Source organism: Devosia sp. MC532 (genome assembly GCF_016461625.1).
In the GTDB taxonomy this organism is placed as follows: domain Bacteria; phylum Pseudomonadota; class Alphaproteobacteria; order Rhizobiales; family Devosiaceae; genus Devosia.
In genome coordinates this window covers 141,276-161,463 of record NZ_JAEMNZ010000003.1, presented here as the reverse complement: position 1 = coordinate 161,463, position 20,188 = coordinate 141,276, and the positions used below count along the sequence as shown (strand labels likewise).

13 protein-coding genes are annotated in these 20,188 nt (G+C 59.7%); 7 read left to right on the top strand and 6 right to left on the bottom strand.

The features are described from left to right. The first annotated feature begins 39 nt into the window (after positions 1-39). The 7 genes from JHC09_RS05360 (at position 40) to JHC09_RS05330 (ending at position 9,720) form a co-directional block, all read left to right on the top strand. Positions 40-1,548 carry an MFS transporter gene (locus JHC09_RS05360; protein WP_248308898.1) on the top strand — a complete coding sequence of 503 codons (1,509 nt, stop codon included), beginning with the start codon at positions 40-42 and terminating at the stop codon, positions 1,546-1,548. A gap of 147 nt (positions 1,549-1,695) precedes the next feature. Beyond that, positions 1,696-3,870, top strand: coding sequence for a methyl-accepting chemotaxis protein (locus JHC09_RS05355; protein WP_199531115.1), 2,175 nt, complete (start codon positions 1,696-1,698; stop codon positions 3,868-3,870). A 131-nt stretch (positions 3,871-4,001) separates the two neighbouring features. Beyond that, positions 4,002-4,202 carry a 50S ribosomal protein L35 gene (gene rpmI / locus JHC09_RS05350; protein WP_046105910.1) on the top strand — a complete coding sequence of 67 codons (201 nt, stop codon included), beginning with the start codon at positions 4,002-4,004 and terminating at the stop codon, positions 4,200-4,202. 19 nt (positions 4,203-4,221) lie between these two features. Next, entirely contained in the window at positions 4,222-4,623 is a 402-nt protein-coding gene (gene rplT, locus JHC09_RS05345; protein ID WP_169194346.1) for a 50S ribosomal protein L20, read from the top strand. A 108-nt stretch (positions 4,624-4,731) separates the two neighbouring features. Further along, on the top strand, positions 4,732-5,862 hold the full coding sequence (pheS, locus tag JHC09_RS05340) for a phenylalanine--tRNA ligase subunit alpha (RefSeq protein ID WP_199531114.1): 1,131 nt from the start codon (positions 4,732-4,734) through the stop codon (positions 5,860-5,862). 35 nt (positions 5,863-5,897) lie between these two features. Then, positions 5,898-8,321, top strand: coding sequence for a phenylalanine--tRNA ligase subunit beta (gene pheT / locus JHC09_RS05335; protein WP_199531113.1), 2,424 nt, complete (start codon positions 5,898-5,900; stop codon positions 8,319-8,321). A 109-nt stretch (positions 8,322-8,430) separates the two neighbouring features. After that, positions 8,431-9,720 (top strand): folylpolyglutamate synthase/dihydrofolate synthase family protein, encoded by a 1,290-nt coding sequence (locus JHC09_RS05330; protein WP_199531112.1) that lies wholly within the window; start codon positions 8,431-8,433, stop codon positions 9,718-9,720. A gap of 12 nt (positions 9,721-9,732) precedes the next feature. On the opposite strand, the gene JHC09_RS05325 is transcribed toward JHC09_RS05330, so the two are convergent. The 6 genes from JHC09_RS05325 to accD form a co-directional block, all read right to left on the bottom strand. Then, positions 9,733-11,406 (bottom strand): glycoside hydrolase family 3 N-terminal domain-containing protein, encoded by a 1,674-nt coding sequence (locus JHC09_RS05325; RefSeq protein WP_199531111.1) that lies wholly within the window; start codon positions 11,404-11,406, stop codon positions 9,733-9,735. A 145-nt stretch (positions 11,407-11,551) separates the two neighbouring features. Beyond that, on the bottom strand, positions 11,552-11,878 hold the full coding sequence (gene trxA / locus JHC09_RS05320) for a thioredoxin (RefSeq protein WP_169194351.1): 327 nt from the start codon (positions 11,876-11,878) through the stop codon (positions 11,552-11,554). 75 nt (positions 11,879-11,953) lie between these two features. Next, a complete protein-coding gene (gene addA / locus JHC09_RS05315; protein ID WP_199531110.1) occupies positions 11,954-15,376 on the bottom strand; it encodes a double-strand break repair helicase AddA in 3,423 nt (1,140 codons plus the stop codon). Beyond that, a complete protein-coding gene (gene addB / locus JHC09_RS05310) occupies positions 15,373-18,384 on the bottom strand; it encodes a double-strand break repair protein AddB (RefSeq protein ID WP_199531109.1) in 3,012 nt (1,003 codons plus the stop codon). Before addB ends, addA begins: the two co-directional genes overlap by 4 nt. After that, positions 18,381-19,043 (bottom strand): nucleotidyltransferase family protein, encoded by a 663-nt coding sequence (locus JHC09_RS05305; protein ID WP_199531108.1) that lies wholly within the window; start codon positions 19,041-19,043, stop codon positions 18,381-18,383. The genes addB and JHC09_RS05305 overlap by 4 nt, the downstream gene beginning before the upstream one ends. A gap of 134 nt (positions 19,044-19,177) precedes the next feature. Then, a complete protein-coding gene (gene accD, locus JHC09_RS05300) occupies positions 19,178-20,155 on the bottom strand; it encodes an acetyl-CoA carboxylase, carboxyltransferase subunit beta (RefSeq protein ID WP_169194355.1) in 978 nt (325 codons plus the stop codon). Between the last annotated feature and the right edge of the window lie 33 nt (positions 20,156-20,188).

Here is a 20,188-nt window from a genome sequence, read left to right as displayed (position 1 = left end):
GGCGAGGCTAGGCCGCAATGACTCAAAATGAGGTGTACGATGCCGAAGACTCATAACAGATGGCTGGTGCTGATCGCAGTTCTGGTTGCCTTTGTGCCGATCGTCATCGACATGACCATCTTGCACATCGCCGTGCCGTCTTTGACCTTGGCACTGGGCGCGAGTGGCACCGAAATCCTTTGGATCATCGACATTTACCCCCTGATCATGGCCGGTCTTTTGGTGCCGATGGGCACTCTGGCCGACAGGGTGGGGCATAAGCGGATGCTGCTCACCGGGCTCGCCATATTTTTGGTCGCCTCGGTGATTGCCGCTTTCGCTCCCACCGCCAGCGTTTTGATCGGCGCACGGCTGTTGCTCGCGATCGGCGCCTCCATGGTGATGCCCAATATTCTGGCCATTATTCGCCAGACGTTTGACGATGCGAATGAACGCGCCATGGCCTTGGGCCTCTGGGGCACGATCGGCGGCGCAGGCGCGGCTTTTGGTCCGCTGGTGGGCGGTTTCCTGCTTGAGCACTTCTGGTGGGGCTCGGTGTTTTTGATCAATGTGCCGGTAATGGCCATTGTCTGGCCGCTCGCCTATTTCGTCGTCCCGAAGCGCAAGCCAGAAGGCACAGCTGAGTGGAAATTCGGACAGGCACTGGCCCTTATTCTTGGCCTGATTGCCACCGTTTACGCGCTCAAATCTGGCTTTAAGCCCGACAGTTCCGTCATCACCAGCCTCTCCATTGCGGCCATCGGGCTGGCACTGATCGCTTGGTTTGTGCGCCGGCAATGGCGCTCGGCAACGCCCATGCTCGATATGAGCCTCCTGCAAACACCCGCTATTGTCGCGGGCGTGGTCATGGCACTGGTCGTGACCGGCGCGCTGGCTGGAGTGGAACTCACTATCGCGCAGGAATTGCAGTTTGTGGTTGGGCGTAGCCCGCTTCAAGCCGGACTCTTCATGATGCCGCTCGTCATCGCCTCGGCGATTGGGGGACCTGTGGCCGGCTATCTGGTCAAATACGTCGGGCTAAAGTGGCTCGCACCGGCGTCGTTGTTGATTGCGGCCCTAGCGCTGAGCGTCTTGGGTGTCAGCGATTTCCACCACCCCGGCGTAACGGTTTACCTGATGATGGCAATGCTTGGGCTGGCCCTCAGCATCGGCCTTACAGCCTCCTCGATCGCCATTATGTCGAATGCACCGGCCGACAAAGCCGGAGCTGCGGGCTCACTAGAAGGCACGGGCTATGAGCTGGGCGCAGGCTTGGGCATTTCGCTCTTTGGCGTCTTGCTCACCAATATCTACGCCACAAACCTGCGCGTTCCTGAGGGTCTGGCGGCACTCGTGCCTGCCAATGCCAAGGATTCGATTGGGGAGACCATGTTGGCTGCCCAAGGCCTAGGCGATCAGGCAGGGCTTTTGGAACAGGCGGCGCGTCTGGCTTTTTCCAGTGCTCACCAAACGGTTCTCCTCAGCGCTGCAACAATCGTGGCAGTCTTGGCCATTGGCGTGGGCTTTGCCCTGCGGAACTACAGCGCGGCTGAGCAGAGCGGGCACTAGGGAGTCCAGCTTTGACATATCTCTTAGCGGCGCGCGCGTGCCGCTAAGCTACTGCCATAACCACATTTATGGCAGTACCATGCAAGATTCATTAAGATATGAGCTCTACCTAGTCCGCTAACGTTGGGACTTCCCTAGGCTAGGTCTATGAATCTGCACCGCTTATCTCTGTCAGCGCGTATCTATCTCGCTTTTAGCATCCTGATCGTGCTGATGGGTGGCCTTCTTGCACTGTGCTTGGTAGGCAGCCAGACATTAACCGCGGCTTTTGCAGACCGAAGCCTAGTGGCGCAGCAGACCGATGAAGTTCGCACGCGATCTGAACATCTGGCGGATGCGCGCCTTGCCTTTAGCCAATACCGCGTCCGACCATCGAGCGCGACTGAGGCGCCTTTGCGCGAAGCGCTGGCGCGCTTGCCCGAAGAAGACGTGGCCGTGTTCATTGAGAACGTTGAATCCATCATCGCTCTCGATACGAACCTCATCTCCCAAAGTGAGATGGTACGCGCGCAAAACCTGACCCTGATGGATCAGGCAGAAGAGCTGGTCAAAGGCTTGTCGCAGCTCGATGGGCTGTCCGTTGCCGTAACGGCAAACGGCGCAGCGGTGCAGCGTGGTGTTCTGATGCTGCGCATTGAAACAGAAGATCTGTTGAGCGGGGAACCGGGCGCGCTGGACCACGCCATGACCGCGCACTCCGAAACCACCAAAGCGCTCAACATGCTGCGCTACAGCATTTATGGCTCGCCTTTGGATGACCTCGCCAAAACCATTCTGGGTGAACTCAACCTAGTCCTCTCAGAACTCACCACTATGGCGGAGATCCAACAAGCCAGTGCCGAGTTTGAGCGCTCTGTCGCTGCTGCCGACGCAGCGCTGTTGCAGTCGTATAATTCCACGCTTGAACAAAGCGCTGCCGAAGAGGCGCGGATCGAACAGCAGGTTGGTGAGCAGAGCGGCCAGATCACCCTTTTGGCCTCGCTTGCAGGCGGCCTCGCATTGATCATCGGCGTGATCTTTAGCCTGCTGACGGCGCGTTGGCTGGCGAAGGAAATCGGGGCCATCGCCGAGCGGATGGACCGCCTCTCGAGCGGTGAGTTTGACCTCACAATTGATAATACCGAGCGCACCGACGCGCTTGGCAGCATCGCCCGCGCGCTCGAAGTGTTCGGGAAGAACGGCCAGACCTTGCAGGCATCGCGCCAACGCGAGCAGGAAGAGCAACGCGAGGCGCAGCTTGCTGCGCAGCGCTGGAGCACGCTCAAGGCGGACCTCGGCCATGTTGTCGATGCCGCGCTTGATGGGGATTTCTCGGCGCGTCTCAGCAATGGTTATGGCAGCGATGATCTCGACGCCTTGGCACGCAGCGTTAACGCGCTGATGGAAACGGTGGCGCAAGGCGTGCAGACGAACGCCAATGTGCTGGCCAATCTTGCTGCCGCGCGTTTGGATCACCGCGTTGAAGGCGAGTTCCGTGGCGTCTTCCAGAAGCTGCAGAACGACACCAATGCTTTGGCAGAGTCTCTGTCTGGCACGATGGAACAGCTCTCTGACGCTTCCCAGGCCCTCCGTCGCGCCACCCGCGAGATTTTGAGCGGGACCGACAATCTGGCCGAACGCACTCATCGTCAGGCTGGCGTTCTGGAAACCACAGTGCGCGCCGTTGAACACCTGGCAAGCCAGCTCGATGAAACCGCCGAACTGGCCCATAAGGCCGCCAATAGCGCCAAGGAATCGGCCGAGTTGGCCTATAATGGCAATTCGGCAATGTCGCGCCTGCTGCAGGCAATGACCGACATCCGCAGCTCCTCTGATCAGATTTCCTCGATTACGGGCATGATCGAAGACATTGCCTTCCAGACCAATCTCTTGGCGCTCAACGCTTCGGTGGAAGCGGCGCGCGCAGGCGATGCGGGCAAGGGTTTTGCTGTGGTGGCCGTAGAAGTGCGCCGTCTGGCGCAATCGGCGGCCAATGCCTCGCAAGACATTAAGGCGCTGACCTCGAAATCCTCAACCGTTGTTGCGGGCGGCACCAAGATCGCGCAGGAAGCAGCAGAAGTGCTATCGGCCATCCACACCGTGGTCGGTCGCTCAAGCTCTGAAATGGAACAGATTGCGGCCTCGGCCCAGTCCCAATCGCAGTCTATTGTTTCGATCGCACAATCTATGCGCGAAATGGATAGCGACATGCACCAGAACGCCGCGCTGGTTGAAGAATCGCACGCCTCGATCGACCAAACGCGTGCGCAGGCCGAAGCGCTCGACGAAATCGTTACTCGCTTTACACAAGGCGAACACGATAGCCAGGAGGAGGCGGCTTAAGGCCTTGCGTTTCGAGCGCAGGACGCCTATTAAGCCCCATCTCCGGATCGCCCGGCCAAAAGGCATGCCGTGGCGGTTCTTGAATGCGATGGGCCAAAATCCATCCAAGTACCTTCAAAAGGACCCGCAAAATGCCAAAGATGAAGACCAAGTCCGGTGCAAAGAAGCGTTTCAGCTTCACCGCAACCGGTAAGGTGAAGGCCGGCGTTGCCGGCAAGCGCCACCGCCTTATCAGCCACAACGCAAAGTACATCCGCACCAACCGCGGCACCAAGATCCTGTCCAAGGGCGACGAGGGTCTGGTGAAGTGGTACATGCCGTACAACCGCTAAGCTGGAAGGACACTAAAGAATGGCACGCGTAAAAAGAGGCGTCACAGCCCACGCCCGTCACAAGAAGGTCTTGAAGGCCGCCGAAGGTTACTACGGCCGCCGCAAGTCTACGATCCGTATCGCCAAGCAGGCGGTCGAAAAGGCCGGCCAGTACGCTTACCGCGACCGTCGCGTCAAGAAGCGTAACTTCCGCGCTCTGTGGATCCAGCGTATCAACGCAGCAGTGCGTGACTACGGCCTGACCTACAACCGCTTTATCGACGGCCTCAGCAAAGCTGAAGTCGCTGTCGACCGTAAGGTTCTGAGCGATCTCGCGATCACTCAGCCAGAAGCTTTTGCGGCTATCGTCGCTAAGGCCAAGGCAGCTCTGGCGTATCTCGAAACCGTGGATGCAACCACCCACGCTCGCGTTACCGCCTAATCTTCAGCTTAGCTGAGGTCAAAATTGCGCCTTGCGCCACCCGAGAGGGCTGGCGCGGGGCGTTTTGTTTTGGTCTAACCGCCACCAGTACGTTGAACGAGATTATTCATGTCCCTGCAGTCCCAGATCGAAACCCTGCGCAGTGAGATTTCCGCAGCCATTACCGGCGCGGACACAGAAACTGCACTTGATGCCGTGCGCGTCGCAGCCCTGGGCAAGAAAGGGTCTGTTTCGGCCCTACTCGCCACTCTCGGCTCGATGGACCCCGAAGACCGTAAAGCCGCGGGTCCGGCTATCAACGGGCTCAAGAATGATGTGGCGGGCCTTATCGACGCGCGCAGCATTTCCCTCAAGAGCGCAGCGCTAGAAGCGCGCCTCAAGGCGGAGACGCTCGACGTCACCCTACCCTTGCAGCCTGCCCCAACCGCCAAGGGCCGCATCCACCCGATTTCGCAGACGATTGACGAAATCACCGCGATTTTCTCGGACATGGGTTTTTCCGTTGCCGAAGGTCCCGATATCGAGACCGATTATTACAACTTCACCGCGCTGAACTTCCCTGAAGGTCACCCGGCGCGCGAAATGCACGACACCTTCTTCATGAAGCCCGGCCCAAACGGGGAAAAGAAGGTTCTGCGCACCCACACCTCGCCGGTGCAGGTTCGCGTCATGCAGAAGACCAATGATAAGCCATCGGCGTCCTATCTGACCCCACCACAGGATCCGCCGATCCGCGTGGTTATTCCGGGCCGCACCTATCGTAACGACAGCGACCAGACCCACACCCCGATGTTCCATCAGGTGGAAGGTCTCGTCATCGACAAGTCGAGCCACATCGGCCAGCTGCGCTGGGTGCTCGAAGAATTCCTCAAAGCCTTCTTTGAAGTGCCGAACGTCACCTTGCGCTTCCGCCCAAGCTTCTTCCCGTTCACTGAGCCGTCGATGGAAGTTGACGTGCAGTGCGACCGCTCGGGCGCCGAAGTGAAGATCGGCGAAGGCAATGACTGGCTCGAAATTCTGGGTTGCGGCATGGTTCACCCGAACGTGCTCGAACACGCTGGCCTTGATCCAAGCGTCTATCAGGGCTTTGCCTTTGGCGTCGGCATCGACCGTCTCGCTATGCTGAAATACGGCATGCCGGACCTGCGTGCGTTCTTCGACGCTGACCAGCGTTGGATTGAACACTATGGCTTCCGTCCGCTCGACCTGCCGACATTGTTCGGCGGCCTGAGCAACTGAGCCCGACCCCAGATTCCTGAAAGCAGAATAGCAAAATGAAGTTCACTCTCGACTGGCTCAAGGAACACCTCGACACCAATGCTTCGCCGGAAGATATCGGCAAGGCATTGACCATGATTGGTCTCGAGGTCGAAGGCATTGAAAGCCAGGGTAAGGCGCTCGAAAAGTTTGTGGTCGCGCATGTGGTGGAAGCCAAAGCGCACCCGAACTCGGACCACCTCAATATCTGTAAAGTTGACGCGGGCACGGGCGAGTTGATCGACGTGGTCTGTGGCGCTCCAAACTGCCGCACCGGTTTGAAGACCGTGTTTGCCGCGCCGGGCACCTATATTCCGGGCAAAGATTTTGAGCTCAAGGGTGGCGTTGTCATCCGTGGCGCGCCGTCTAACGGCATGCTGTGCTCGGCTGCAGAGCTGGAACTGTCGGACGAGAACGACGGCATTATCGAGCTGCCCGAAGACGCGCCAATCGGCCAGAAATATGTCGATTTCGCTGGCATCAACGGCGTTGTCTTTGACATTTCCATCACGCCAAACCGCGGCGACGCGACCGGCGTTTATGGCGTGGCGCGCGATCTGGCGGCCTTTGGTCTGGGGACGTTGAAGTCCACCGACTTTTCGCAAGTCCCTTCCAAGGGTCCAAGCCCGATTGCCCCGCTCGCGCATGACTTCGCTGACGGCGCGCCAAAGGCGATCCGCAAGTTTGCTGGCCGCTACATCGCAAACGTCAAAAACGCCCCCTCGCCAGAGTGGCTACAGGCGCGTTTGCGCGCTGTTGGACTGCGCCCGATCAACACCATTGTTGATATCACCAACCTTGTTTCGCTGGGTTGGGGTCGTCCGCTGCACGCCTATGACGCCGACAAGGTTGAGGGCACCATGGTGCTGCGCAATGCCCGTGGCGAAGAGTTCGACGCACTCGACAACAAGATTTACACGCTCGACGAAACCATGACGGTTATCGCCGACGACAAGGGCCCGCTGTGCCTTGGTGGCATTATGGGTGGCATCCGTTCGGGTGTGACCGAAGACACCACCAATATCATCATGGAATGCGCCAGCTGGGACCCGGACCTGATTGCTCAGGGGGGGCGCAAAACCGGCATTGTTTCGGACGCGCGCTATCGCCTTGAACGCAATGTTGATCCGGCCCTGACAGAACCAGGCCTGCAGCTGGCAACCCGCCTCGTGCTGGAACTCTGCGGCGGCGACGCCATGGAGCCAGCGATTTCGGGTGAAGACGTGTTCCCGAACACGGTCGTCGAGTTCCCACTCGCGGAAGTGAAGCGCCTCACCGGCCTCAATGTTTCCGCTAGCGAGATCGAAGACATTCTCACTCGCCTTGGCTTTGGCGTTGAAGGCGAGGGCAATGTTCGTACGGTGAAGGTGCCAAGCTGGCGCCCAGACGTGACGATGAATGCCGACCTCGTGGAAGAGGTGATGCGCATGGTGGGCGTGGACAATGTTCCCGTCGAACCACTGCCACGCCTCCACCACGTCGCTCCGCGCATTCTAACCACCATTCAGAACCGTCGCCGCATTACGCGTCGCGCTCTGGCATCGCGTGGTCTGGATGAAGCCGTCACTTGGTCATTCATTTCCAATGAATTGGCGACACGCTTTGGTGGTGGCACCGAAGACCGCCAGCTGGCCAATGCCATTGCCTCGGACATGACCGATATGCGTCCGTCCCTGTTGCCGGGGCTTCTCTCGGGTGCGCGTCGCAACGCCAACCGTGGCTTTGGCGATGTGGCGCTGTTTGAAGTGGGTCAGGTGTTCCTGTCAGGCAATCCAGACGGCCAGCATACCTATGCAACCGGCGTCCGCACTGGCACGGCGACACTCAATGGCGCTGGCCGTCATTGGACCGGAAAGGCCACGGCGGTTTCCGTTTGGGACGCCAAGGCAGACCTTGCCGCAGTGCTCGATGCTCTTGGGGTTGATGTCGAAAAAGTTCAGGTGTTGCCAGAAGCAGCAAGCTGGAGCCATCCGGGTCGCGGCGGTCGCTTCGCGCTTGGCCCGAAGGTCACGCTTGGTTGGTTCGGTGAACTGCACCCCGCTCTGATTGCTGAGCTTGACCTTGAAGGTCCGGTTGTGGCGTTCGAGATTGACCTCGACGCTATTCCAGAGGCCCGCAAGAAGGCTACGAAGACCAAGCCTGCGCTGGCACTCAGCCAGTTCCAGCCTGTGTCACGCGACTTTGCTTTCGTGATGGATAAGGCCGTATCGGCTGCGACCATTCTCAAGGCTGCCAAGGGCGCGGAGAAGGTGCTGATCTCGGACGTGACCATTTTCGACGTCTTCGAAGGCACCCATGTTGGCGAAGGCAAAAAGTCGGTCGCGATCGAAGTGACCTTGCAGCCACGCGACAAGACACTGACTGATGAGGACATCGAAAAGGTGTCGGCAGCGGTCGTGGCGGCGGTTGCCAAAGCCACTGGCGGCGAGTTGCGCAAGTAAGATCTATCGGGGGCGGCTCATGCTAGACCGCCCCCACCCCACCTCCCCCTTTCACACGGGAGAGGAACCTGCCGGGGCCTGCCCGGCTTTTGCATTTGGGAATGACAAAATGTCCCGCACAGACGCCATTTTGGCCCGATTGAGCCAGCTTCACCCAAAGCTGATCGACCTCAGCCTCGATCGCATGCTGCCCCTGTTGGAGCGCCTCGGAAACCCGCATGAAAAACTGCCTCCGGTCATCCATGTGGCCGGGACCAATGGCAAAGGCTCGACCATTGCCTATCTGCGTGCTTTCCTAGAAGCGGCGGGCAAGACAGTTCACGTCTACAATTCTCCGCATCTCGTGCGGTTCAATGAGCGCATCCGCCTCGCTAGCAAACTGGTTGAGACCCCAGTGCTCGATGCTGCGCTGGAAGAGGTCGAGCTGATCAACAATGGCGATCCGATCACCTTCTTTGAGGTGACAACTGTCACGGCCTTCAAGCTCTTTGCCGAGACGCCTGCCGATTATCTGCTGCTCGAAGTCGGCATGGGCGGCACCTACGACACAACCAATGTGGTCAAGAACCCATTGGGCACGATCATCACCCCGGTCGATCTCGACCATCAAGGATTCCTCGGCAATACGATTGGGGAGATTGCTGTCAACAAGGCGGGCATCCTCAAGCGTGGCGCGAAAGCGGTTATCGGTATCCAACAGGCCGATGCCCATGATGTCATCGATAGCGCGGCCCGCCGCTTGGGCGTTACCCCGATCTATCAGGGCGAAGAGTTTTATGGCGCTGAGCAGGACGGGCGTTTGGTCTTTGAAGACCAGGACGGGCTCCTTGATTTGCCGCCGCCTGCGTTGATCGGACAACATCAGTACGAAAATGCTGCGCTGGCCATTGCTGCCGCGCGCCATTTTGGCCTGCCGATTGATCAGGCAGCGTTTGCGCAAGGGCTCCGCAAGGTCACTTGGCCGGCGCGCATGCAGCCGCTGCGCAATGGCCACCTACGCGACCTGCTCTCCCCTAGCCATGAGCTGTGGCTGGATGGCGGGCATAATGCTCATGGTTCGCGAGCTGTAGCAAAGGCTCTCGGCGCCATGCCGAAAAAGCCGCTGGTGCTGGTGCTCGGGATGATGAACACCCGCGCGCCTGAGGACGTGCTGGCGCCCTATATGCCGCTTGAGCCGGTTAAAGTGTTTACGCTCACCATTCCGGGCGAGGCCAATGCGCATTCGGGCGAAGAGATTGCCCGACGGGGCGCAGCCATTGGCGTGCCGACCGAGGCTGTAAGTGAAGTAGAAACGGCGTTGCAGGCCGCTGCGGGCATTGAAAACGCCCGCGTGCTGGTGGCTGGATCCCTTTATCTGGCGGGTGACGTTTTGGATAAAAACGGCACCCTGCCCGACTGATCTACTTTTGCCTCAATATTTGGCCTGGTCGGACCCGCAGAATGGATCGACCGGGCTCTTGCCCAAGAAGGGCTTCTTGCCCAAGAGGCAATCGAGGACCGCCTGCTGCATATCCTCGTTAGAAGCATAAGCGTTGACGTAGGTTTTAACCCGTGGCGCATCATACAGATAGAACGGGTAGCCAAGCGACACCATCAGCACCGGCACATCGTGCCAATAGCGCTTCATCGCGCCAAAGACATTGCCCGTCAGCTCGCGCCAATTGAGGAAAATCCGCTGACGCGTCAGCAGAGTCTCTTCCGCAAGAAGATACAGCACCAGGTCAAAATCCTTGATGTTGACCTGCGTATCGGGCGTGTACTCGGTGATCTCAAAACCCTGCTCGCGCAAGAGATCTGGCAAGGACAGGGGCAGCGGCACGGGTGCGAAGGGTTGCACAGCCCCGGTCGAAAAGATCAAAACACGCTTATGCTTTTCAACCGTCAACGGCAAAAGGTTCGCAGTGTCTTTGACCAGCGTCGGCACTTTGTCATGCGCTGCCTTGGCGACTTCCTTGCTCGATAGACGCGCTAGAGTGAGCTGCGCGCTGATTGGCTCCAGCGGCTCACGATCTGTCTTGTGAAGGCCCAGTGCGGCCTTGAGCGCCAAAACACGCGTGACGGCTTCATCAACACGTTCCTGGCTCAAGCGACCATCGGCAACGGCGGCAACGAGATGCATCAAGTCGGCCGTGGGATCGTCGGAAAACAGAATAAGGTCGCAGCCAGCAATGATGGATTGCGGAATGATTTCGGAGCGCGGGCCCCAGTCACCGAAACCAGCCATAGGCGTAGCGTCAGTGACGATAAGGCCGTTAAAGCCTAGCTTTTCGCGCAGGAGCTGCTGATTGAGCAAAGAGCTCAAAACGGCTGGGCGGTATGCCTCAGCGCCTGCATCTGGGTCATTGGCGAGAACATAGGCCGGAAAAGCGATATGGGCAGACATGACGCTCATGACGCCCGCATCGATGGCGGCGCGATACAGTCGGCCGAACTTGTCTTCCCATTCCTCCACGGAGAGCGGGTTTACGGTTGTGACAAGGTGCTGATCGCGGTCATCAAAGCCTTCACCCGGCCAGTGCTTTACGGTCGCGGCGACGCCACTGGCCTGGAAGGCCGAGATTTCTGCTAGGGCGTGGCGCTCGATCAGATCAACGTCCGAGCCAAATGAGCGCGTGCTGACAATAGCGCTGCGCCAAGCGGCATTGATGTCGAGCAGCGGGGTAAAGCTCCAATTGAGCCCAACGGCATGGGCCTCTTCGGCCATGATGGTAGCAATCGCGGATGTGGTTTCAACATCGTCGATGGCCGCCAGCGCCAGCGGATTTGGCACTTCAGTGCCAAAGGGCAGGCTCATGCGGCTGCCTTCGAGATCGGCGCTGACCAACATGGGCACAGGACCAACGCTATTGGCGTCGTTGATCAAGCCAATCTCAGCACTGAGATTGGACGAATAGATTCGCGTGATACCGGCGGGTTTGAAGGCACGCAGACTATCGAGTGCGGCCTCCGGCGCATCGCGTGACAGCAGAATGAACAGCTGTGCCAGCTTATCGCGCGGGCTTAGGCTGGTAAGCGTTTCTTGCACCCAGGCCTGCGCACCGTCTTCAAGATGGAACGGCGCGGCAGAGAGGTCGATGGCGGCCAAGGCAAATCCCCTGAAGTCTTCTTATTCTGTTTTGTCTTGCTTAGCAGCACCAGAGCAAGGTGGCAAAGGCGAGGCAGATCTTCAAGCAAACAAAAGCGCCGCCGGGAAATCCCGACGGCGCAACAAAAAATTTCTGGTCTGTCGATTAAGCGGCGTGGCCTTCAAGCCACTTGGCAAGACCCGCCTTTGGTGTGCCTGCACCGATCTTCATGTCAGCTGCCTGACCGCCCTTGAACAGGATCATGGTCGGGATCGAGCGAACGCCATACTGAGCCGCAAGGCCCGGGTTTTCGTCGACGTTCAGCTTAACGATCTTTACCTTGCCAGCCAGTTCACTGGAGAGTTCATCAAGGACAGGGGCGATTGCGCGGCACGGTCCGCACCACTCCGCCCAGAAGTCCACGAGTACGGGCTCCTTGGAGTTCAGGACTTCCTCGCCAAAGTTGGCCTCGGAAACAGGATTAGTCATCATGGTGCCTTTAGGTTGAAAGCGGTCGTCTGTTTGCTCCTAAAGCTGGGAAGAGTCCAGCCCAGATACAAGGTCCGGTCAATCGAGCGTGAAATCCTTTGTCGCTTCTGCAAGCCGTTCTGGCGGCAAAATCATTAGGGATTCCAACTGGGTCCACAGAATACCCGCGCGGACCGAGCGACCGGGGAAAAGCTGCGTTGCAACCAGCGCATATAGGCCCAGCTGAGTGAGATAGGCCGGGGAGACCTTTCCGGCCTCGCTGGGCGCGTTCGCGTCAGATTTGTAATCGATGACAAGGACGCCCTCATCATCGACCACGATGCGATCCATGCGGCCGCGCAACACAACAGGCTCGCCTTTTTTAATGGCGTTGATCTGGAAGGGCACTTCCGGTCGGCTCGCAGGGCCGAAGAGCGCAGAGAACTCGGGCCGAGAGAGAATAGAAATAGCGCGGTTTTGCACGTCCTCAGCATGCTCACCGCCCCCCGGCATCAGCGCATCGAGCGCACGTGGGGCCACTTGCTCCCAAGCCGAACGCTCAACGCGCACAAGGTGTTGCAGCAGAGCGTGGAGCGCGATGCCTGCGCGGCGCGCCGTTTCGGCGTCACGGGCGCGTTCGGCCAGAGTGTCGAGAGCGTGTTCGGCGGGACCATGATCCTCAGCCGATGAGGGGCTGATAATTTTCGGCACGTCCGGCTCTGGTACGGCGGGTAGCACCAGCTCTTGGGCGGCTTTGCTCTCAGCCTTACCACCGGGCAGGTAGCGCGGCGACGTGTGCTGGGGGAAAACATAGGAGAGCGGCTCGTCGTCCTCGCCGCCGACTTTTTGGAGTTCCCCCGCAAGGCCCATTTCGATGGCTTCGTACCAAGAATTGTCGAGCTTTTGCGATGCTGTAAGCGTGCCGGTAACGTAAAGTTCATCTTCGGCGCGGGTCATGGCGACGTAAAGTCGACGCCAATATTCTTCGGCGACCTGCGCGTCGCTGGCGGCTTTAATATTGAGCGTCTCCTCGACATGCTGCCCGGATTGGGAGGCATGGACCAGCAAAGGCCCGGGCGCTTCGGCCACGACGTAAAGTGGCTTGCCGGTTTGTTTGCCCGAGGGTTTTGCTGTCGCATCGGCGAGAATAACAATGGGGGCTTCGAGCCCTTTGGAGCCGTGGACGGTCATGACGCGCACGCCTGCGCCGCCTTCGGCCAACTCGCGCTTAATGGTGACAGAGCGACGGCGCATGTCGGCGACAAAGCCCTGAAGCGAGGGCTGCTCGCTCTGCTCGTGGCTGAGGGCCAATTCCAAAAGCTCGGAGATAACCTCGTCCACTTCCGTGCCCAAACGCGCGTGGAAGCGTTTTAGCCCGCCCTCGGCATAGAGTACGCCGGTGAGGAATTCGAAGGGGCGCTCCATATCGAGTTGGCTGCGCCACTTGCCCAACACTTGCTTTACAGCAACAGCCTCCGGCTGTTCGGAAGCAAAGATCGCTGACCAGAGGGTCTGATTGGCAAGGCGGTCGTGGGCGAAATCGTAGAGCAACTCTTCGGAGACGTCGAACAGCGGCGAGCGCAGGAGCGCCGCCAATTGCAGATTGTCGGCCGGGTTGAGCAGCACATCCATCAGCGCCAAAAGATCGAGCACAGCGATGTGGCCGGTGACGGCCAGACGATCAGCGCCCGGGGTCGGTAGGTTTTTGGCGCGCAGAGCGCGGATCACCTCTTGGAAGAAAGCGCCGCGCTTTTGAACGAGGATAAGAACGTCATCGGCGCGAACGGGGCGACCGCGTTCGCCCAAGATGCGGCCAGAATCAATCCACGAACGGATTTCCTCAGCGATGCGCATGGCGACCTGACGATTGCCACTCATCTCTCCGTCCACGGGCTCAAGCGGCCATTCTGTGGTTTCGCGCTCGGTTTTTTGCTCCTGCACTGGAGGCCAGAGCGTGACGCTGCCGCCGGTTTGAATACGGGCTGCGGCGTGACCGATGGGCTCCACCGACAGCAGCGCTGCCCGGATATCGTCCCGCGAGCAGACCTTGTCGACCGCGTTCAATATGGAGCCGAGGGTGCGGAAACTGGTGTGCAGTTTGACGGCCTGAAAGTTCTTTGAGGCGAGCTGGGCTCGGCGGGCGATTTCACGACCGGTTTCGCCAAACAGCACAGGCTGAGCGCCTTGGAAGGAATAGATCGACTGTTTTTGATCGCCCACGGCAAAGAGCGAACGCGGACGCTCTATCGCGCCTTCGCCGGTGAAGAACTCATCGGCAAGAGCACGGACAACGCGCCACTGCCGCCCGTTGGTGTCCTGGCTCTCATCGACGAGAATGTGGTCGATGCCTGCGTCGAGCTTATACTGGACCCACGGACCAAGCTCTTTATTGGCAAAGAGCGTGCCGAGCTTTTCGATGAGATCGTCAAAGTCGAGCAGCGAGTGGCGGCGCTTTTCGTCTTCGTAACGGGCGTGAATGGCGGCAACGACGTCCAACACCGCTTCGCTACGTTCAACGAGAGCGGACGCCTTGGCTTCTTCTTCGAGCGCGATAATGCGCTCTTGCTCGCGGGTGAGCAGATCGTTGAGGCCGGGATTGCCTGTATCATCCGCCTTGAGCAGCAGCTTTTTGCGCGGCTCGCCCGCTTTGGTGAAGAAGGCGCGGCGAAGCTCTTCAGCGGTAAGAGTTTCGGGCGTGAGGCGCGCCAGCACATCCACACACCCGTCGCCTTCAGGCTTAACCGCACAATGAGAGCGAATCTGGGTCAGTGTGTCGGCGATGAGAAGCGTATGGGCAGGAATATCGGCGCGGATCTCGGCAAAGGAGCGGCCCGAAAAACCAGCAATCTTGCGCAAGCGCGCCTTCGCCTCAGCAATATCCGCCAGCACAGGCTCAAGACGTGCCCCTTCCGAGAGGGCCACCGCAATAGCTTCGGAGATGGCGTGATCGCTCATCAGCCCAAACAGGCTTTCCACCGCTTGGGCATTTTCCTTGCCGCGCAAGCCATCGGCCATGACGCCTTCGCGGGCCGAGAGGATCATCTGCTCCTGGCGATCGTCTTCGATGACGGCGAAGTCAAAGGGTACACCCGCTTCAATGGGGAAGCGATGCAGCACGGCCTCGCAGAAGGCGTGGATGGTGAGGATGCGCAACCCGCCGGGGGTTTCAAGCGCGCGGGCAAAGAGGGTTCGCGCATCGCGCAATTGCTCTTTTGTGGGCGCGCTGCCCGACACGTCGCTGAGAGTCTTATAGAGTGCCTCTTCGCTCGCAACCGCCCAAGCGGCCAGCTCATTGCCGACGCGGCGGCGCATTTCTGCGGCTGCGGCCTTGGTATAGGTGAGGCAGAGAATCGATTGCGGCCGCACGCCCGAGAGCAGCAAGCGCAAGACGCGACGCGTTAGCACGAAGGTTTTGCCCGAGCCCGCATTGGCCTCCACCCAGATGGAATAGGTGGGGTCGGAGGCGCGCGCTTGGCTCGATGTGGTGTCGAAGGGGACGGAAAGTTTGCCGCGATCGCTCATGCCTCATCCTCCCCATCAACCGCGGTCCATTCGGCAACACGGGCCAAGTGATCATAAGTCCCGGCAAAACGCTGGGTTTTGAGCGGCATGAGGCGGGCGGGAAGCGGAGTTTCGGCCAAAAGGAAATGCTCAATGTGCGACTGCATGCGACGGTTGATCTCGTCGGCCGCCTCCATGAGGCTGGTGTTGGGCGGCAAGGAGAAACCCGAGACTTTAAAGGCGTCGGGGCCGAGGCCGATCTTGATATAGGTGAGGGCCGAGGTGTCGGCAGAAGCGACGCCGCGCATGCCGCCATTGGCACCCATTTCGGCTTCCAATAGAAGCTGCGGGGCCTCATACGCCTTCATTGCCGCACCGGAGGGCGGTGAACCGGTCTTGAAATCGAGCATTTCGAGCGTGCCGTCATACAGCTCGTCGACGCGGTCGGCCTTGCCGGTGATGAGGAAATCATAAGCCAGTTTGAGCTCAAGCTGCCCTTCGATTTCCGCGTGGCGCTTGCGCACCAGAGGATCGCGTTGCCGCTCGAAGCTGAGGAATTGTTCGGCCGCTGTGGCAAAGCGTCGAAGCCAAATGTCCCGGCGTTCGCCAATGGCGTCGAGATTGGCAAATTCTTCCGCGGCGAGGCGATTGAGGGTTTCGAGCGCGTCGGGCGCAGAAACCTCAAACCCCTCTTGGACAAAGCGGGCAAAGATGGCGTGGATGATGGTGCCGCGTTCGCGCGCGTCGGGCTCTTCGCCCAAAGGATCGAGCTGGCGCAGTTTGAGAACGTGCTTGGCGTAAATGTCGTAAGGCGAACGCATCAGCGTTTCGATTTCGGTCACCGAGAGTTTTTGGGTGCGAGGGACAATCGGTGGATTGGGAAGCGGACGCTTGGCGGGGGTGACGCATGTTACAGCGTCGATCGCACGCGATTGGGCTATCCAGAACTGGCCGCGCTCGCGCATGGTCTCCACTGCCGAAACGCCGATAAACGCGTCTAGACGCTGGACGAGACGCGAGGGCAAAGCGGGGCTGGAGCCGACGCGGTCTGAATAGGAAATAATAACGGCGTCACGGCCCATGGCCTGGGCAAAGTCATGCGCGGCGAGGCCCTGCATACGCTCGGGCGGCTCCATGCCAGCAGCAAGGCGCATGCCGCGACTGAGCCAAGGGCCAGGATCGGCGGCTGCAGGCCATTTGTCTTCGTTCAGCCCTGCGAGAATAACCAGATCGGGCGCCATGAGGCGGGCTTCAATCTGGCCCCAGATAGAAATATCGCTACGGCGGGCTTCGCGGTTGCGCACCTGATAGCCGGTCATAAGCGCGGAAAGGACTGCATCTAGACCGCGCGGGGCGAAGCGATGGCCCTCCTCGGCGAGCTTTTCCATGTCCGCGGCCCAACGCGCCAATTCATCACGCCCATGGAGCGGCGCGCCCTGACTGACCGCAGTGACAGCGGCAAAGAGCGCGGCGGCAAGTTGCCCGGCCCCGATCTCGGGCTTGGCAGAAAGGGCGTTGAGCCCGGAAATGGCTTTTTCGAGCTTATCGAAAAAGCCGAGAAGCTTTTCGGCAGCGTCTTCGCTAATGCGACGCCCCCCCGGAACGTCTTGGCCAGTTTGCTTTTCGACGGCTTTGCGCAGGCCCGCAACACCGGGGGCGAGGCGTTGACCGCGCAGAATTTTGAGATCGACGATATCGGCGAAGATGGTGATGTCGGCGCGCTCGAGGCCAAAGAGGGCGGAGCGATTGCGCAGGAGCGCCACGAGATCCACGGGAGCGCATTGCCCAGTAACAAGGCTCAAGACCTGACGGGAAAGACGGCCTGCGGGCGATTGGAAGAGCGGCGCGCCTGCGGCGTCGTCGACCTCAATGTCAAAGCGACGCAATTCGGCAGCGATACGGCGCGCAAGGTTTCGGTCGGGCGTGATAATGCCGACAGTTTTGTTCGCGGCGAGAGCGGCGCGACTGGCGAGGGCGACGGAGCGCGCTTCCTCGTCTTCGGTGCGGGCGCGGATGACGGACACAGTGTCAAACGCTGCTGCGATGGTGCCGTCGTCGGGGCGTAGGCTCGACCAAAGCGCTGTGTCTTCGGTGAGCGCGAGGGCGTGGTTGACGATGGAGGTGCGGGGGTGATCGACCGCACACAACTCCACCACATCGCCCACGCCCGCGCCAAGACGGCGCAGAAGACGGGCGAGGCCATATTGCGGGTGGCCATGGGGATTGCTGTCGGGGTTGAGCAGCGCCTCGTGCATCTGCGGGCTCATAGCCATGTCGAGGCCGGGGAGCACAACCGCGCCACGCGGCAAGCTGCCGATTGCAGCAAGGAGGCGCGCAGTTGCAGCAATCGACCCGGTGGAACCGGCGGCGATGACGGGACGGTCCGCATAGACATGGGTTGAAGCCAGCGCTTGTCGATCAAGGCGCTGGCGGCGGATTTCCTGCGGATCAGCGCGCCCAGGACCAAGGTGATGTGGCCAAAGGGTCAGGGCGATATTGAGAAATTCGAGCGTCTGCTGCCAGTAATTGCTGACCTCATGCTCCATGCCCTCTTTGATGGCATAGAGATCGGAAGCGGATTTTTCTTCGATCTGAAGATCGTCAATGACGGTGCCGAGCGAGTCCGACATAGAAAAGATTTCAGCGGCCGTTGGCGGGGTCGAAAAAGCCTGAATGCCCGCCGGGCTATGGGCCCAGGCGGCGACAAGGCGTGACATCACGAGGCGGCGCTCTAGCCCGGTCACGCCCAGCGGCATGGGTGCAGCATCATAGGGCGGCAGGAAAGGTTCTTCTTCGGCGTCGTCACCACCAAAGGTACGAATATCCGGCAGAAGGCCTGCGTATTCAGGATGCGCAGCAAAACAATCTGCGAGCAGCGCGCGGGCGCGTTGGGTGGGGACGACAATGGTGACGTCGGACAGCCAGAAGGGGCCAGAGCGGTCCCAATCGTGCAGCAGCCGACCATCCATCACCCCATCAGCGAGACACTGCAGAAATGGGGTGTGGGGGGCGATAGAAAAGAGCCTCATGCCGAAAGCGCCTTTTCGGCTGCGGCGAGCCCTTCAGCGTCGCCGACATGGAACCATGGCGCGTCCAAGGTGACGCCGAGAAGATTTTCCTCTTCGAGCGCGCGCTCGAACAAGAGGTTCAAGGAAAATTCCCCGTCAGGAGTGTCAGCGAAGAGGTTTTTGCCCAGAAGGGCCACGCCCGCGTAGATGACCGGAGCGCCGTAATCGAGGGTGATACGCCCAAACGGATCAAGGCAAAAATCGTGGCTGCGGGAAAAGCCTGAAGCACGCGAAGGCTGGACGCATAGGAGCACGATTTGATCTTCGTTTTCCCGCTTGGCCTGCATACGGGCCAAAGGCGTATCCGCCCCTTCGGGCCAGAAGGCGTCCGTGTTCATGACGAAGAACGGATCGGAGTGCAGCATGGGCAGCGCGGCTTTGACGCCGCCACCCGTGCCGAGCAGGGTGTCTTCGCGATTGACCTTTAGCAGTCCGCCAAAATGGGCCAGCACTTGGTCGGCGCGATAATGGGCATTGGCAGCGAAGCGCTTTGCCCCTTCTGCCCGAGCGCTCCCGATGACGCGCTCAATCAAAGGAATACCAGCCACCGGCACAAGCGGCTTTGGGATGGTTTCGGTGATCGGGCGCAGCCGCGTGCCAAGACCGGCGGCAAGCAGCATAACATCGGGGAATCGGGCAGGTTTTTCCATAACTGGATAGAACAGGCGGAGAGCTGATCTGTCCAGTTTGGCGAGACCCCTGCAGTGCTGAGCGGACAAGAAAAAGGGCGCTCGCGGCGCCCTTCTTAAACAGCTTATTCGGCGTGGGCCGGAACTGGCGGATCGATGTCGTCATCGCCTTCAGCGGCGACAGCGGCAGCGCGCAGGCTGGCCTGAGCCGCAACAGCCTTAGTAGCCGAACCCGAAAGGGCTGGGTTTTCTGGAGCGTTGGTAAGGATGGCTGCGAGCGAGCCAATGGTCGAACGCAGATTGTGGCGGTGCACAACCATATCCACCATGCCGTGGCTATAAAGATATTCGGAACGCTGAAAACCCTTAGGGAGCTTTTCGCGAATGGTCTGCTCGATAACGCGCTGACCGGCAAAGCCGATGAGTGCGCCCGGCTCGGCCAGATGCACGTCGCCGATCATGGCGTAGGAAGCGGTAACGCCACCCGTGGTCGGGTTGGTGAGCACGACAAAGAACGGCAGACCAGCTTCGCGCAGACGCAAAACCGCCACCGTGGTGCGGGCCATCTGCATCAGGCTCAAAATGCCTTCCTGCATGCGCGCACCGCCGGAAGCGACAAAGAGCACGAAGGGGGTGTTGTTCTTCACAGCGGTTTCGAGACCAGTGATGATCCCCTGCCCTGCGGCCATGCCGAGCGAGCCGCCCATAAAGTCAAAGTCTTGGATGCCCACGGTGATGGCGCGCTCATAGAGCTTACCGGTGGCGACGATCACGCTGTCGGTATTACCGGTCTTGGCGCGGTTTTCCTTGAGGCGATCTACGTATTTCTTCTGATCGCGGAATTTCAGCGGATCAACCGGAACGTCAGCGACGGGCACAAGATCATACTTGCCATCGTCCAAGAAGGTCGCCAGGCGGTCCGCCGGCTTGATCTTCATGTGATAGCCAGAATTGGGCACAACCCACTGGTTCGCTTCGAGATCGCGGTAAAACACCATTTCCCCGGACTCGGGGTCTTTGACCCAAAGGTTCTCAGGGGTTTCGCGCTTGTTGGTCAGCAACGAGCGAATTTTGGGGCGGACGAAATTGTCGATCCAGTTCATAGCGCGGCCTTTCGCGATGGACTCTTAACGGCC